Here is a 14,571-nt window from a genome sequence, read left to right as displayed (position 1 = left end):
CATGACCGAGCCGAGCAACAGCCAAGTGATCGTCGAGGCCGAAGGCATCGTAAAGGTGCTCGGCTCGGCGCCGAACGAGATCAAGGTTCTCAAAGGCATCGACCTCGAGCTTCAGACCGGCGAGCTGACGCTCATGATGGGGCCGTCCGGTTCCGGCAAGACGACGCTGCTCTCGATCCTCGGCTGCATCCTTTCGCCGACGCAGGGAAAGCTCACGATCGCGGGCCACAAGACCCAGAACATGAGTAAGGAACAGCTTGCCAATCTCCGGCGGAAGCACGTCGGGTTCGTGTTCCAGTCCTATAATCTCGTGCCGACCTTATCGGCGGTCGAGAACGTCATGCTGGCGCTCGATCTCCGCGATATCAATGGGGCGGGCGCTTACGACCAGGCCGCCGAGGCGCTGGAGGCCGTGGGGCTCGGCCACCGCATCAGCGCCATGCCGTCGAAGATGTCGGGCGGCGAGAAGCAGCGCGTTTCGATTGCCAGGGCCCTGGCAGGATCGCCCTCGGTCATCCTTGCCGACGAGCCGACAGCGGCGCTCGACGCCAAAAACGGCATGGCGGTCATGGAGTTGCTGGCCCAGGTCGCCCAGGACACGCGGCGAGCCGTTCTGGCGGTCACCCACGACCACCGTACGCTTCAATATGCGGACCGGATCATAACCATCGACGACGGGCGCATTGCGGGCTCGGAGCGGCCGAAGGTTTCCGGGAAGCCGGTCGAGATGGCGGCGCATTAAGCCACTCGATCCCATTACGGAACAGCTACGGCGCCGGGGCGGGATGGCTGCCCCCGGGCCAATGGCCGCGCATTCCCCCCATCCGGGTATCTGGACCGGGAGGGGCATTTGTGTAGGATGCGGCCAAACTTACCAATCCCAAATTGGAATAATTAAGGAAATTGCGCCCATGGCGGGGCCTCAAGCGAACACGTCCACCTCTTCCGGCAACCTCATGGCGGGCAAGCGCGGCCTCATCATGGGTGTCGCGAACAACCGATCGATCGCCTGGGGCATCGCCAAGGCCTGCGCGGCACAAGGCGCGGAAATCGCCCTGACTTATCAAGGTGATGCACTCAAGAAGCGCGTCGAGCCCCTAGCGGCCGAACTCGGCGCGAAAAACGTCCTGCACTGCGACGTGAGCGACGCCGCATCCATCGATAATCTGTTCAACCACATCGCCAAGACCTGGGGCAGCCTGGACTTCCTGGTCCACGCCATCGCCTTTTCCGACAAGAACGAGCTCGATGGCCGCTACGTCGACACCACGGAAAAGAATTTCACGCAGAGCCTGCTGATCTCATGCTTTTCGTTTACCGCGCTTGCCCAGCGCGCCGAAAAGCTGATGCCGAACGGCGGATCGCTGGTGACGCTTACCTATTACGGCGCAGAAAAGGTTATGCCGCACTACAACGTCATGGGCGTCGCCAAGGCGGCTCTTGAGGCGAGCGTGCGTTATCTGGCGGCCGACCTCGGCCGGACGGGTATTCGCGTCAACGCCATTTCGGCGGGTCCCATCAAAACGCTCGCGGCCTCAGGGATCGCGGACTTCCGCTATATTCTGAAGTGGAATGAGTACAATTCGGCGCTTCGCCGGAACGTTACGATCGACGACGTCGGTAACGCGGGTCTCTACCTGCTTTCCGATCTCTCGCGCGGCGTCACCGGCGAAATCCATCACGTGGACAGCGGCTACCACATCCAGGGCATGAAGAACGAAGACGCTCCGGATATTTCTGTCGTCAAGAGCGACGAGGCTTGAGCGGCGACACGTCAGCCCCTGTCTCTTTGAAGCCGGGAATCACGCTTTATCTCATCCGTCACGGCGAGACCGATTGGAATCGGGAGTCTCGCTACCAGGGGCAACGCGATATTCCCTTGAATCAAACGGGAATTGCGCAGGCGCGCCGCCACGGCGAGATCTTGAAGGGTATCGTGCCCTCCGTCGCAAACTTCGATTTCGTGTCGAGCCCGCTTCTGCGTGCCGTCGAGACGATGCGGCTGACCCGGTTGGCGCTCGGTCTCGATCCCGATGCCTTTCGCACCGCGCCAGAGATCGTCGAGTTGAGCTACGGCCATTGGGAGGGCGAACTCGCGGCGGAGCTTCCCGCCAGGGATCCTAGGGGTGTCGCGGGGAAGTCCGCCGACCCTTACGGCTGGCGGCCCGAAGGCGGCGAAAGCTATCGCGACCTCGAGCAGCGCGTCTCGGCCTGGCTGGCGAGCCTTTCTACCGACACCGTCGCCGTCAGCCACGGCGGCGTCAGTCGCGTCGCGCGGGGAGCGCTTCTCGGAATTGACCGCGATTTCGTGCCATTCCTCGAAGTTCCTCAGGACAGGATCCTGAAGCTCGCGGATGGCAGAATGCAGTGGATTTGAATTTTCTTCCGCATTGAACCCGGCAAAAAAGAGCCGGAGATGCGGCTCTCCGGCTCTTTCGCACTCCATCAAGAGTGCATGCTGAAAGACCCCTCGACCACGGACGCTCAATCCGGGCAGAACGGTCTTTTATGAGCCGGCAGCGGGCTTTTCACGAAACGATGCGACGCGGATCGAGGCCCGCCGTTCGAACGAACGGTTGATCCGCATTGCCGCCACCTGCGATCTTTCGATGCGCCGCGGGCTGCGGTCGGGCAGCGGACGCGGGCTCGGCCGAGTTGTCGATCAAATACGGATACGTGGGTCTCGCCGTGCCCATCGTCAGGTGAAGGACCGACCGGCGAACGCGTTACTGTGTCTGAGTTAATCTGCGTCGCTGAAGCTTGTCACGCGGCTTTGCGGGCGATGCGGTCTTGCCGCCTTTCGCTACGGCTCCTAAGAAGAACGGTGACGCAGCCCGGCAACAATCGTTGCAGAGCCACCGAATTTGCTCATCGGGCACCACTCCGAATATTCAGGCAATGTCTCACAACACCTTCGGCCATCTTTTTCGCGTGACGACCTGGGGCGAGAGCCACGGCCCTGCCATCGGCGCCGTCGTCGACGGATGTCCGCCCGGCATCGCGCTCGAAGCCGCCGACATCCAGACTTACCTCGACAAGCGGAGGCCCGGGCAATCGCGCTTCACCACGCAGCGCCAGGAAGCGGACGCAGTCAAAATCCTGTCGGGTGTTTTTCCGGATGCATCGGGCAAGCAGGTGACGACGGGGACGCCGATCGCGCTCGAAATCGAAAACACCGATCAGCGCTCCAAGGACTACGGCGACATCAAAGAGACATACCGGCCCGGTCACGCCGATTTCACGTATGACGCGAAGTACGGCATCCGCGATTATCGCGGCGGCGGGCGTTCGTCGGCGCGCGAGACGGCATCGCGCGTTGCTGCCGGTGCCGTGGCGCGGAAGATCATTCCCGGCGTCAAAATCCGCGGCGCGCTCATTCAGATTGGTCAGATCAAAATCGATCGGCAGAACTGGAATTGGGACGAGGTTCACAACAACCCGTTTTTCTCGCCGGACGCGACGGCTGCCGAGCACTGGGTGGATTATCTCGACAAAGTCCGCAAATCCGGCTCCTCCGTCGGCGCGATCATCGAGGTGGTGGCCGAGGGTGTGCCAGCCGGCTGGGGTGCGCCGCTTTACGGGAAGCTCGACCAGGATCTGGCGAGCGCGATGATGTCTATCAACGCCGTCAAAGGTGTCGAGATCGGCGCCGGCATGGCCGCCGCAGAGCTGACCGGAGAGCAGAACGCCGATGAAATCCGCATCGGCAATGACGGCGCGCCGGATTTTCTTTCGAACAATGCGGGCGGCGTTCTCGGCGGCATCTCGACTGGGCAGCCCGTCGTTTGCCGATTTGCCGTGAAGCCCACGTCGTCGATCCTGGCGCCGCGCCGGACGATCGACCGACAGGGACATGAGACCGAGATCATCACCAAGGGCCGGCACGACCCGTGCGTCGGCATCCGCGCCGTGCCTGTCGGAGAGGCGATGATGGCAATCGTGCTTGCCGACCATTTCCTGCGGCACCGCGGGCAGATCGGCGGCTAGCCGGAGGCGACACAATCGCGCGTTTTCGGAACATCGTCGTTCTCACCGGCGCCGGGCTTTCGGCGGAAAGCGGTCTTTCGACATTTCGCGATCCGGACGGCATCTGGTCGAAATACGATTATCAGGATGTCGCGACGGCGGAGGGCTTTCGGCGCAATCCGCTTCTCGTCCACGATTTCTACAATGCCAGACGGCGCGCGCATCGCGGGCTCAGGCCCAACGCCGCGCACGTCGCGCTCGCTCGCCTCGAGGCTGAGCACGGCGGCGTGATGATCGTCACCCAGAACATCGATGCCTTGCATGAGGCGGCCGGTTCGCGGTCGCTGATCCACATGCATGGCGAGCTGCTCAAAGTACTTTGCACGTTCTGCTCTCATCGCATGGTGTGGCGCGACGATCTCCGCGTCGACACGGCCTGTCCCTTTTGCGGCTTGCCCGGCGGCATGCGGCCCGACGTCGTCTGGTTCGGCGAGATGCCTTACGAAATGGGACGCATCAGCGCCCTGCTTGCCGCGGCTGATTTGCTTGTCTCGATCGGCACGAGCGGAAACGTCTATCCCGCGGCAGGCTTCGTCGCCGAGGCGGCGGCGAACGGAGCGCACACAGTCGAGCTCAATCTCGAACCTTCCGAGGGCGCGAGCCTTTTCAATGAGGCACACTATGGGAGGGCGACGGAAATCGTGCCCGCATTCGTCGGCCGAATTCTAGGCGACCGCTAGCGGCGCAAGACGGCAACGACCTCGACGTGTGCGGAATAAAGGAACTGGTCTATCGGGGTCACCGACTCGATTTTGTATCCGCCGTCGACGAGGTGGCGAGTATCGCGTGCTAGCGTTGCCGGATTGCAGGACACGGCGACTACGGTTTTCACCTTCGATTTCGTCAGTCTTTGCGACTGCGCTTCAGCTCCGGCGCGCGGCGGGTCGAACACGACGGCATCGTGCTCATTGAGTTCCAGCGGCGATAGCGGCTCGCGAAAAAGATCGCGAACGGTTGCCGTAATCGGCTTTAGACCAGACGTTTTTTTCGCGGCCGATGTTAGCGCGACGACGGCTGCCTTATCTCCGTCGAACGCAGCAACCCGGGAGCGCGCGGCCAAAGGAAACGTGAATGCGCCCATGCCGCAGAAAAGGTCCGCCACAGCTTTGGCTTTGCCGACAGCAGCGACCACGCGGCGCGCGATCTCCGTTTCCGCTTCTTCCACCGCTTGCACAAAGACGCCGGGCGGCAGGATCACGTCCGTCGTGCCGAAGCTCAGGAACGGATGCAGCGTCTCGACGACGACTTCATTCCTGACGACGAGACGCACGAGTTTCATATCGCTGGCTTTTGCCGCAAGCGCGGTTCTGACTTCCGGCGTCAATTGACGCTCGATGCCCGATATCTCGACGTCGAGACCGGACTTGGTCAGCGTTATGGCGACGCGTGCTTCGCCGTGCTTCGAGAGCAGCGGCGCAATCAGATTGCCGATGACGGGAAGCGCGGCGACGATCTTCGGTTCGAGAACGGGGCATTCCTCGATGGCGACGAGGTCGTGCGACGATGCCTCGTAGAAGCCGAGAGCCACGCCTTCGGGTGTGCGTTCCGCCTTCATCACCGCGCGGCGGCGTTTTCCTGCAGTTCTTTGCAGGGCATCGATGACAGGTTCGAGGCCGCGGGAACGGAACGCATCGACCACGAGGTTCCGCTTCCATTCGGCGTAGGTATCGGACGCCATATGCTGAACACTGCAGCCGCCGCACTTGCCGAAGTGCTTGCAGACCGGAGCGGCACGCTCGGCGCTCGGCGAAAGCACCCGTTGCAGCCGCGCACGTTCGCCCTCGACTTCGGCTTCGATCCGTTCTCCCGGAAGCGTGAACGGCACAAAGATGGGCTCGCCATCGAGGTCGGCCACGCCGTCGCCTTGCGCGCCAATGCGGCGGATCAAGAGTTCGCGCGCGTCAGCCATTGCGTCGGGCTCCAAGTAGAAATTCAGAATTGCCGGAGCCGCCGAGAATGGGCGACGGGATTGCGCCGACGACGCTCCACCCGGGCTGGCTTTCGATCCAAGCGCGAACGTTTTCCAACGCGCCTTGACGCGCTGCCTCGTCACGCACGATGCCGCCGCTGCCGACGTTGTCGCGTCCGACCTCGAATTGCGGCTTCACGAGCACGACCATCCACGCGCCAGGGCTCGAGAGTTGTAGTGCCGGGGCCAGCAGCTTGGTGACGGATATAAAACTGACATCGACGGTGATGGCCGCGACGGGATCGGGAACCTCGGCACGCGACAGGCGTCGCGCGTCGAAGTTTTCGAGCGAGACCACGCGCGGATCGTCTTTCATGCGCGGATGAAGCTGCGCGGTGCCGACATCGACCGCGTAAACACGGGCGGCCCCTTTTTCCAGCAAAACCTCGGTGAACCCGCCGGTCGAGGCGCCAACATCGAGGCAAACTTTGTTCGAAGGATCGAAGCCGAAGTGCACGAGTGCCGCCGCAAGTTTTTCGGCACCGCGCGAAACATAGGCGGGTGCGACGTCCGACATCTCGATCATCAGCGTATCGCTCACGTCCTGCGCAGGCTTATCGCAAACCCGGCCGCCGACGCGCACGAAGCCGCGCCGGATTAGATCCTGCGCGCGGGCACGCGAGGGCGCCAATCCACGCGTAACGAGCATCTGATCCAAACGCATGATCCTTAGCCGACCTGATTGACGTTGCCCGGCATCCGCCCCATCTGTCTGACGGGTCTAGATGGAGAGAACAAAAATGAAACCTGCCATATTCGCCGCGGCGCTCATCGCGCTGACGCTGCCGGTCGCTGCCCTAGCCGACAGCGGGCGGACACCGTCTCCCGCGGGTGCGAAAGTCTTTATCATCGAGCCGAAGGACGGCGCGACCGTTTCGAGCCCGGTTACCATAAAATTCGGCATCGAGGGCATGGACGTCGCTCCGGCGGGAAGCGATGCGCCCCACTCCGGTCATCATCATCTCTTGATCGATGCCACCCTCCCCAATCTTGGCGAGGCGATCCCCAAGGACGAACACCACATTCACTACGGCAAGGGCCAGACGGAAGCGTCCGTCGAACTGAAGCCCGGGAAACATACGCTGCAGCTCTTGCTCGGCGACAAGAACCACATTCCGCACGATCCGCCGGTGAAATCGGACGTCGTGACGATCACTGTACAATAAGGTCCGCCGCGGGGCCCGGCTTTCAGTCGGGCCTTAGCGCGTAACGGCCGGAGCCGTTGGCGAAGAGAAGCAGGAAGCCGCCGGCCATGCAGATGTTCTTCATGAAGTTCGTCGCCTGGGCCTGATCGGCAAAGTTGAAGTGAAAGATGAAGGCCGCCGCGATGCAGAAGGCTGCTAGCGCGAGGCCCGCCCAACGCGAGAAGACACCCAAGAGCACGGCGATGCCTCCGATCACCTCAAGGGCGATGACGAGAGGGAGAAGGCCGCCGGGCAGCCCGTGAGACGCCATGTAGGCCTGGGTGCCCTCGTAACCCGAAATCTTGCTGATGCCCGCGGTAACGAAGATTGCCGAGAGAAGTATTCGCGCGACAAGGCTTACGATCGGATGCATTTCATTCCCTCCGAGTCCCAGAGCCTTTGCGGCTCGCTTCCACTTCTAGGCGCGTTCCCCCACCGCAGCGGCGCGGCCGAGCGCGGCGAAAACCGTCTCGACGATCCCCGACGCATTGAGGCGAGCTTCTTCGTACATGACTTCCGGCTTGCCGTGATCGATGAAAACGTCCGGCAGAACTTTGGAACGCACCCGCAGGCCGCCGTCGAGCAAGCCTTCGTCGGCCAAGAACTGCAACACGTGACTGCCGAAACCGCCGATGGATCCTTCTTCGACGGTGACAAGGACCTCGTGATTGGCGGCCAGATCGCGGATCATCGCCGTATCGAGAGGCTTTGCGAAGCGCGCGTCGGCGACCGTCGTCGATAGCCCCGCGGCGGCGAGTTGATCTGCAGCCTTCAGACATTCGGCAAGGCGCGTTCCAAGCGAAAGAAGAGCGACCTTCGATCCCTGGCGGACGATGCGCCCCTTACCGATCTCGAGCGGTATGCCGACTTCGGGCAGTTCGACGCCGACGCCCTCGCCGCGTGGATAGCGGAGCGCGCTCGGCCGGTCGTCGATTTGCGCTTGCGTCGCGACCATGTGGACGAGGTCGGCCTCATCGGCCGCGGCCATCACGACAAAGTTCGGGAGGCACGCGAGGTAGGTTACGTCGAACGATCCTGCGTGCGTTGCGCCGTCGGCGCCGACAAGACCTGCCCGATCGATTGCGAACCGAACCGGCAGGCTTTGAATCGCGACGTCGTGAACGACCTGATCGTAGGCGCGCTGCAGGAACGTCGAGTAGATCGTCGCGAAGGGCTTATAGCCCTCGGTTGCGAGACCCGCGGCGAACGTCACGGCGTGCTGCTCGGCGATACCGACGTCGAAGGTGCGATCGGGGAATTCCTTGCCGAAGTGATCAAGGCCGGTGCCGGACGGCATTGCCGCCGTGATCGCGACAACGCGTTTGTCTTTCCGGGCTTCCGCGATCAATGCATCGGCGAAAACCTTCGTGTAGCTCGGCGCGTTGGGTTTCGGCTTGACCTGAGCGCCTGTGATGACGTTGAACTTGTTGACGCCGTGATACTTGTCGTCCGCGGCTTCCGCCGGGGCGTAGCCCTTGCCCTTCTTCGTCACGACGTGCAGCAGGATAGGACCCTGTTGGAGATCGCGCACGTTTTTCAAGACGGGAAGAAGCTGATTGAGGTCATGGCCGTCGAGCGGGCCGACGTAATAGAAGCCCAGTTCCTCGAACCAGGCACCGCCCTGCCAGAGGTGACGCGTGTATTCCTCGACGCGGGCCGCCCGGCGTTCCCAAGCCTTTGGCAGAAGCTTCGCGAGCTGCTTCGCATAATCGCGCAAGTGCAGGTAGGTGCCGCTCGACGTGACGCGCGCGAGATACGCCGAGAGCGCGCCCGTCGGCGGGGCGATCGACATGTCGTTGTCATTGAGAACGACGATCAGCCGCTCATCGCGCGCGCCGGCATTGTTCATCGCCTCGTAGGCCATGCCGGCGCTCATCGCACCGTCGCCAATGACGGCAATGACATTGTTCGATTTGTTGCTGAGATCGCGCGCGACGGCCATGCCGAGCGCTGCGGAAATCGAGGTCGAGGAGTGTCCGGCGCCGAACGGATCGTAGAGACTTTCGTCACGGTTCGTGAAGCCTGCAAGGCCGCCCGGCTGGCGCAAGGTGCGGATGCGGTCGCGGCGTCCCGTCAGAATTTTGTGCGGATAGGCCTGATGGCCTACGTCCCAGATCAGCCGGTCGTCCGGCGTATTGAACACCCAATGCAGCGCGACCGTCAGCTCGATGACGCCGAGCCCCGCGCCCAAATGACCACCTGTTTCAGAAACGGCATTGATCGTCTCGTCGCGGAGTTCCGCTGCGAGCTGTGGCAACTGATCTTCCTGCAACTGACGCAGGTCATGCGGGGTCTTAATACGATCAAGTAACGGTGTCTGGCTCACGGTAAAACCTTGATGCGGTGGTCACTAAAGTACCGTTGTGGAAGTAGGCGGTAAACAAACATCCCCGAAAGTACGGGGCATTCATAACGCCTATCGGCAATCCTCCCAACTGCGGAGGCTCGTAGATGGCATAATGCGCTTGCGTGCCGCAGAGAAGTTAATGTTTGGCGGAAACGGGGGTGCCGGTACGGTTCACCGCTGGGCCCCTTCAGAACGGCGCATTGCCGTCCTTGTCCAGTGGTGTGGTGCCAGCCGGAGAGCCATCGGCGCCGAGTGTCAATTTTTCGACCTTGGCCTCAGCAGCTTTCAACAGGCGGTCGCAGTGATCGCGAAGCGCTTCGCCGCGCTCGTATATCGTTATGCTTTCCTCAAGTTCGACATCGCCGCGCTCGAGCTTGCCGACAATGGCCTCAAGCTCCTTCAACGCGCGTTCGAATGTCATCTCCTTGATATCGGCAAAGTTTTTTTCCGGCGTTTTCGTATTCATATTGTCCTGCTTCCGAGCGTTGGGACCGGCATGCCGCTCAGTGGCCCGCTTCGATCAACGCCTTTACGTGGGCCGCAACGGATTGGGCAAGCCCCGTGAGATCATAACCGCCTTCGAGGACGGAGACGATCCGGCCGTTGCTGTGACGCCGCGCCACTTCAGAAAGGGATTCGGTCGCCCAATGAAAGTCCTTTGCGACAAGATTGAGCGAGGCGAGCGGATCTCTCTGGTGAGCGTCGAAGCCCGCCGAAATCAATAGCACGTCAGGGGCAAAATTGTGCAACGGCCCGAGTATCCGGCTTCTGAAGGCCTCTTCGAACTGTTCACGCCCGTCGCCCGCACGCAAAGGCGCGTTGAATATATTGCCCACGCCGGTTTCCCGCAACGCGCCTGTGCCCGGAAATAGCGGCATCTGATGCGTCGAGCCGTAAAAAAGGTCCTTATCGGACCAGAAAATTTCTTGCGTACCGTTGCCGTGGTGCACGTCGAAATCGACGACGGCGACCCGCTCAGCGCCATATTTTTTTCGCGCGTAGTGGGCAGCTATCGCCACATTGTTGAAAAAGCAGAAGCCCATCGCTTGCTGGCTTTCCGCGTGATGTCCCGGCGGGCGAACCTGGCAAAAGACGTTCGCCGCTTCGCCGGTCATCACGATATCGACTGCGTCGAGTGCGGCGCCGACGGCCCGGCGGGCGGCTTCCCATGTGCCGGGTGACGCAACCGTGTCGCCGTCGATATATTTGCGGCCTTCATCGATATGCGCCACCGTCGCGGTGAGAGCCGCGACGTGCGCGGGGGTGTGCGCCATGGCGATATATGTTTTATCGTCTTCGCGAAGAGGCGCTTCGCGGCGATCGAGAAGGACGAAGCTCTCTTCCGACAATGCTTCATTGATGGCCCGCATGCGGTCCGGCCGTTCGGGATGAAGCTCTCCAGTGTCGTGGTCGAGAAACGCCGGATGCGTGATCAATGCGGTCGTCATCTGCTGCTGTCGCGCTCCGACTTGTCCATCACGCCAGTTCCGACAGCCGCGCGATTTGAACCCCTGGCGGGGGCTTGTTCTCTGCAGGGACGAAGAAATCAGGTGCTAAGGGCATCGACTTGTCGACCCGGTAGCCTTCAAAATCCCTCACGCCGCCGACTTCGGCAAGAAAAGTATCGTCGATGAGGAAATGGCCGGAGAACGTTTTCGCTCGCTGGGCGAAGACGAGATAAGCCGCGTCGGCGACGATTTCGGGTGTCCGGCTCATGCGCATGAGCTTGTCGCCACCGAGAATATTCTGCACGGCCGCCGTCGCGATCGTCGTCCTCGGCCAGAGCGCGTTGACAGCAATGCCGTCCTTCTTCAACTCGTCCGAAAGGCCTAGGACACAGAGGCTCATGCCGTACTTCGCGATCGAATAGGCGACGTGTCCGGAAAACCATTTGGAGTGCATGTCGAGCGGCGGCGACAATGTCAGAATGTGCGGGTTCTCGGCTCGCTTCAGATGCGGCAGACACGTTTTCGACGTCAGGAACGTGCCGCGCGTATTGACTGCAAACATCAGGTCGAAGCGTTTCAGCTCGGTCTTCTCGATGGACGTTAGCGAAAGCGCGCTGGCGTTGTTGACGCAAATGTCGATGCCGCCGAAGCGTTCGACGGTTTTCGCGACGGCGTCCTGAACTTCGTCCTCGTTGCGGATATCGCATTCGAGCGCGAGCGCGGCGCCGCCTGCGTCTTCGATCTCCTTCGCTGCGGAATGTATGGTGCCGTCGAGCTTGGGGTTCGGTTCGGCCGTCTTGGCAGCGATGGCGATGTTCGCACCGTCCCTTGCCGCTCTCTTCGCGATCGCTAACCCGATGCCGCGGCTCGCGCCGGTGATGAATAGGATCTTGCCCTTCAGAGACGCCATTCCGCTGCTCTCGCTTGCTGCCGAATACGGGGGGTCAACTTAATATGACAGCTTCGGTTGCGTAAGAGGCGAAGAGCGTGCCAACCGAGTCTTACCCAGGGCCTAAACCGATTTATCAAATCTCGGAGGCCGCTTTTCGAAAAAGGCCGTAAACGCCTCGATCGCTTCCGGCGAGCGAAGCCGCTCGCGGAAGGCCAACACCTCCTGATCGGTTCGCTGCAAGATCTCGCTCGTATCGCCTCGCAGCAGGCGGCGGGCAACAGTCAATGCTTCGGGCGGCTTCTTAGCGAGGCGGCGCGCCGCGTCGAGCGCCGTCTTTTCGAGATCGCCAGCCGGAACGATCGCGTTCACAAACCCCGACGCGACCGCGTCGTCCGCCGACATGGGATCGCCGAGCACGAGCATAGCGAAGGCGCGCGCGTAGCCCATGCGTTGCGGCATCAGGAGGCTCGAGGCGGCCTCCGGCGTAACGCCGAGATCCAGGAAAGGGGTGGCGAAGGTCGCGTCCGGCGTCGCATAAACGAGATCGCAATGGAAGAGCAGCGTCGTGCCGATGCCAATCGCGGCGCCGTCTACGGCCGCGATCAGGGGCTTCTTGACGACAGGCAGGAGCCGGATGAAGCGCACTACGTCCGTGCTGAGATCGCCCGTGCCTCGGGAGGTGGCGAGGAAATCGCCGATGTCGTTGCCGGCCGTGAAGACGCCGCCGGAGCCGGTGATGATGTGTACGGCGATGGAGTCGTCTGTATCGCCGGCTTCGATGGCGTCCGCGAGCGCGCGATACATTGCACCGGTCAGAGCGTTCTTCTTCTCCGGCCGCGCGAGGCGAAGAACCTGAACACCGTCACCGCGCCAGACCGCGATTTCTGCGATTTCGGATGTCATGCGAACACCGCGCCGTGGGCATCGACAAGTACGGAGTCGGCGCCGTGTTGCACCGCCTCCGCAAGGCTTTTCGTTTCCGTCAGAAGATTTTCCGCGAAGAACCGCGCGATCGCAACGCGCGGCGATCCGGCAGGCTCCGTCAGCGCACCTTTCGCGAGGTAGGCGCCTCCAGCCGTCAGGCTCATCACCCGGAGATAAGGAGCCGCCGAAGCGAGGGCTTTTTCGGTATCTCCCGGCAGCATCTGCGCCATCCATAGCGTCGCCGATTGCAGACTGACGAGCGCTTCGCCAAGACGCGCTGCCATGTGGCCAAAATCGCTGCGGTTCGCCGCCCGCACGCTAGCGATGATGCCGGCAAGGCCGGACAGAAACGTCGTCACCGTCGCGCCGCCATCCAGCGTGAGCTTGCGCGTTACGAGGTCTATCGCCTGGATGCCGTTCGTGCCTTCGTAGATCGGCAAAATGCGTGCGTCCCGGAGGTACTGCGCGGCGCCCGTCTCCTCGACGAAGCCCATGCCGCCGTGTACTTGCACGCCGAGCGAGGCGACCTCGTTGGCGATGTCGGTGGAAAAAGCCTTGGCGAGCGGCGTGAGAAGCGCGGCGCGATTCAATGCGTCCTTGCGTTCCTTCTCGTCTTTGCCGCGATGGCCGATGTCGAGTTCTTTTGCCGTCGCATAGCAGATCATACGGGCGGCCTGTGTGAGCGACTTCATCGTCAAGAGCATGCGACGGATGTCGGCATGTTCGATGATGGGGCTCATGCCGCCCGAGCCATTGGCTGAGAAGCTTTTGCCTTGGCGGCGCTCCTTTGCGTAAGCGATTGCGTGCTGGCTCGCGCGCTCGGCGATGCCGACGCCCTGAGCGCCGACGCCGAGGCGTGCTGCATTCATCATCACGAACATCGTCGCGAGGCCGCGATTTTCCTCGCCGACGAGATAGCCCGTCGCGCCGCCATTCTCGCCGAACTTCATCACGCACGTCGGGCTCGCCATGATGCCGAGCTTATGCTCAACACCGGCGCAAATGACGTCGTTCCGATCGCCGAGCGAGCCGTCGCCGTTCACCAGATATTTCGGCACCAGGAAAAGCGAGATTCCGCGCGTTCCGGGCGGGGCATCGGGCAACCGCGCGAGAACGAGGTGAATGATGTTCTCCGCCATGTCGTGTTCGCCGTAGGTGATGAAGATCTTCGTACCCGTGATGCGATACGTTCCATCTCCCTGCGGTTCGGCGCGCGTCGATAGGGGGCCGAGATCGGAGCCGGCGTGAGGCTCCGTCAAATTCATCGTGCCGGTCCACGCACCGGCTATCATCTTCGGCAGGAATTTCGCCTTGAGCTCCTCGCTGCCGCCCGCCTCGATGGCGTGAATTGCGCCTTGCGTCAGCAGCGGACAAAGCCCGAACGACACGTTCGCAGCATTCCAGATTTCGCCCACGGGCGTCGCCACAATTTCGGGAAGGCCTTGCCCGCCATACGCCTCCGAGCAGGGAAGCGCGCTCCATCCGCCGTCCACGAACTGCCGGTAGGCCGCGCCGAAGCCGGGCGGGGTCATCACTTTTCCGTCAGACAATTTCGAGCCGATTCGGTCGCCCACCGCGTTCAAAGGTGCTAGGACCTCGGCGCCGAACTTTCCGGCTTCTTCAATGACGGCCACGACCGTGTCGGCGTCGAGCCCAGGATAGAGCCCGCTCGTGTCCATGTCGTCGAGAGCAGCAACGGTCTTAAGTGAAAAGACGATGTCGTCTACTGGAGCCTGGTAAGTCATGGATCGTCTCTCAATGCCGCTCGGGTTCTGCTTCCG

General features: G+C 62.1%; 15 protein-coding genes. 6 read left to right on the top strand and 9 right to left on the bottom strand.

Translation table 11 applies throughout. The annotated features are described in order from the left end of the window. The first annotated feature begins 1 nt into the window (after position 1). From AB4Z24_RS20895 to AB4Z24_RS20875, 5 genes are all read left to right on the top strand, one after another. Positions 2–742, top strand: coding sequence for an ABC transporter ATP-binding protein (locus AB4Z24_RS20895; protein WP_441711322.1), 741 nt, complete (start codon positions 2–4; stop codon positions 740–742). Positions 743–911: 169 nt separating this feature from the next. Further along, positions 912–1,763 carry an enoyl-ACP reductase FabI gene (gene fabI / locus AB4Z24_RS20890; RefSeq protein WP_441711320.1) on the top strand — a complete coding sequence of 284 codons (852 nt, stop codon included), beginning with the start codon at positions 912–914 and terminating at the stop codon, positions 1,761–1,763. Then, on the top strand, positions 1,760–2,377 hold the full coding sequence (locus AB4Z24_RS20885; protein ID WP_441711318.1) for a histidine phosphatase family protein: 618 nt from the start codon (positions 1,760–1,762) through the stop codon (positions 2,375–2,377). Before fabI ends, AB4Z24_RS20885 begins: the two co-directional genes overlap by 4 nt. Positions 2,378–2,898: 521 nt before the next feature. Then, entirely contained in the window at positions 2,899–3,987 is a 1,089-nt protein-coding gene (gene aroC / locus AB4Z24_RS20880; RefSeq protein ID WP_441711316.1) for a chorismate synthase, read from the top strand. Positions 3,988–4,001: 14 nt separating this feature from the next. Continuing rightward, positions 4,002–4,706 (top strand): NAD-dependent deacylase, encoded by a 705-nt coding sequence (locus tag AB4Z24_RS20875; protein ID WP_441711471.1) that lies wholly within the window; start codon positions 4,002–4,004, stop codon positions 4,704–4,706. On the opposite strand, the gene AB4Z24_RS20870 is transcribed toward AB4Z24_RS20875, so the two are convergent. Beyond that, positions 4,703–5,935: a class I SAM-dependent RNA methyltransferase gene (locus AB4Z24_RS20870; RefSeq protein WP_441711314.1), complete on the bottom strand. Its 1,233-nt coding sequence runs from the start codon at positions 5,933–5,935 to the stop codon at positions 4,703–4,705. The genes AB4Z24_RS20875 and AB4Z24_RS20870 overlap by 4 nt on opposite strands. After that, positions 5,928–6,659: a TlyA family RNA methyltransferase gene (locus tag AB4Z24_RS20865; RefSeq protein WP_441711312.1), complete on the bottom strand. Its 732-nt coding sequence runs from the start codon at positions 6,657–6,659 to the stop codon at positions 5,928–5,930. The genes AB4Z24_RS20870 and AB4Z24_RS20865 overlap by 8 nt, the downstream gene beginning before the upstream one ends. A gap of 76 nt (positions 6,660–6,735) precedes the next feature. Between AB4Z24_RS20865 and AB4Z24_RS20860 the strand changes: the two genes are divergently transcribed. Then, entirely contained in the window at positions 6,736–7,161 is a 426-nt protein-coding gene (locus tag AB4Z24_RS20860) for a DUF4399 domain-containing protein (protein WP_441711310.1), read from the top strand. Between the two features lie 22 nt (positions 7,162–7,183). Here the strand turns inward: AB4Z24_RS20860 and AB4Z24_RS20855 are convergent, their stop codons facing one another. The 7 genes from AB4Z24_RS20855 to AB4Z24_RS20825 form a co-directional block, all read right to left on the bottom strand. After that, positions 7,184–7,552: a DoxX family protein gene (locus tag AB4Z24_RS20855; protein ID WP_441711308.1), complete on the bottom strand. Its 369-nt coding sequence runs from the start codon at positions 7,550–7,552 to the stop codon at positions 7,184–7,186. Between the two features lie 45 nt (positions 7,553–7,597). Then, positions 7,598–9,505, bottom strand: coding sequence for a 1-deoxy-D-xylulose-5-phosphate synthase (dxs, locus tag AB4Z24_RS20850; RefSeq protein ID WP_441711306.1), 1,908 nt, complete (start codon positions 9,503–9,505; stop codon positions 7,598–7,600). Between the two features lie 208 nt (positions 9,506–9,713). Next, a complete protein-coding gene (locus AB4Z24_RS20845) occupies positions 9,714–9,992 on the bottom strand; it encodes an exodeoxyribonuclease VII small subunit (protein WP_441711304.1) in 279 nt (92 codons plus the stop codon). Between the two features lie 37 nt (positions 9,993–10,029). Beyond that, positions 10,030–10,974 (bottom strand): histone deacetylase family protein, encoded by a 945-nt coding sequence (locus tag AB4Z24_RS20840; protein WP_441711303.1) that lies wholly within the window; start codon positions 10,972–10,974, stop codon positions 10,030–10,032. A gap of 28 nt (positions 10,975–11,002) precedes the next feature. Then, entirely contained in the window at positions 11,003–11,884 is an 882-nt protein-coding gene (locus tag AB4Z24_RS20835) for an SDR family oxidoreductase (protein ID WP_441711301.1), read from the bottom strand. A 102-nt stretch (positions 11,885–11,986) separates the two neighbouring features. Further along, complete coding sequence (locus tag AB4Z24_RS20830) at positions 11,987–12,769, bottom strand: crotonase/enoyl-CoA hydratase family protein (protein WP_441711299.1); 783 nt, start codon at positions 12,767–12,769, stop codon at positions 11,987–11,989. Further along, the gene (locus AB4Z24_RS20825; protein ID WP_441711297.1) at positions 12,766–14,535 is read right to left on the bottom strand and encodes an acyl-CoA dehydrogenase; all 1,770 of its coding nucleotides are present in this window, start codon (positions 14,533–14,535) and stop codon (positions 12,766–12,768) included. The genes AB4Z24_RS20830 and AB4Z24_RS20825 overlap by 4 nt, the downstream gene beginning before the upstream one ends. Positions 14,536–14,571: the final 36 nt, after the last annotated feature.

The organism is Hyphomicrobium sp. 2TAF46 (genome assembly GCF_052114865.1).
GTDB lineage: Bacteria > Pseudomonadota > Alphaproteobacteria > Rhizobiales > Hyphomicrobiaceae > Hyphomicrobium_B.
This window is presented reverse-complemented; position numbering and strand designations above follow the sequence as displayed.

Bases quoted from the DNA above. Each gene is read 5' to 3' on its own strand.
- AB4Z24_RS20830 (WP_441711299.1), bottom strand. From the start codon at position 12,769: ATGACATCCGAAATCGCAGAAATCGCGGTCTGGCGCGGTGACGGTGTT.
- AB4Z24_RS20825 (WP_441711297.1), bottom strand. From the start codon at position 14,535: ATGACTTACCAGGCTCCAGTAGACGACATCGTCTTTTCACTTAAGACC.
- fabI (WP_441711320.1), top strand. From the start codon at position 912: ATGGCGGGGCCTCAAGCGAACACGTCCACCTCTTCCGGCAACCTCATG.
- AB4Z24_RS20865 (WP_441711312.1), bottom strand. From the start codon at position 6,659: ATGCGTTTGGATCAGATGCTCGTTACGCGTGGATTGGCGCCCTCGCGT.
- AB4Z24_RS20860 (WP_441711310.1), top strand. From the start codon at position 6,736: ATGAAACCTGCCATATTCGCCGCGGCGCTCATCGCGCTGACGCTGCCG.
- AB4Z24_RS20840 (WP_441711303.1), bottom strand. From the start codon at position 10,974: ATGACGACCGCATTGATCACGCATCCGGCGTTTCTCGACCACGACACT.
- AB4Z24_RS20855 (WP_441711308.1), bottom strand. From the start codon at position 7,552: ATGCATCCGATCGTAAGCCTTGTCGCGCGAATACTTCTCTCGGCAATC.
- AB4Z24_RS20845 (WP_441711304.1), bottom strand. From the start codon at position 9,992: ATGAATACGAAAACGCCGGAAAAAAACTTTGCCGATATCAAGGAGATG.
- AB4Z24_RS20895 (WP_441711322.1), top strand. From the start codon at position 2: ATGACCGAGCCGAGCAACAGCCAAGTGATCGTCGAGGCCGAAGGCATC.
- aroC (WP_441711316.1), top strand. From the start codon at position 2,899: ATGTCTCACAACACCTTCGGCCATCTTTTTCGCGTGACGACCTGGGGC.
- AB4Z24_RS20870 (WP_441711314.1), bottom strand. From the start codon at position 5,935: ATGGCTGACGCGCGCGAACTCTTGATCCGCCGCATTGGCGCGCAAGGC.
- AB4Z24_RS20835 (WP_441711301.1), bottom strand. From the start codon at position 11,884: ATGGCGTCTCTGAAGGGCAAGATCCTATTCATCACCGGCGCGAGCCGC.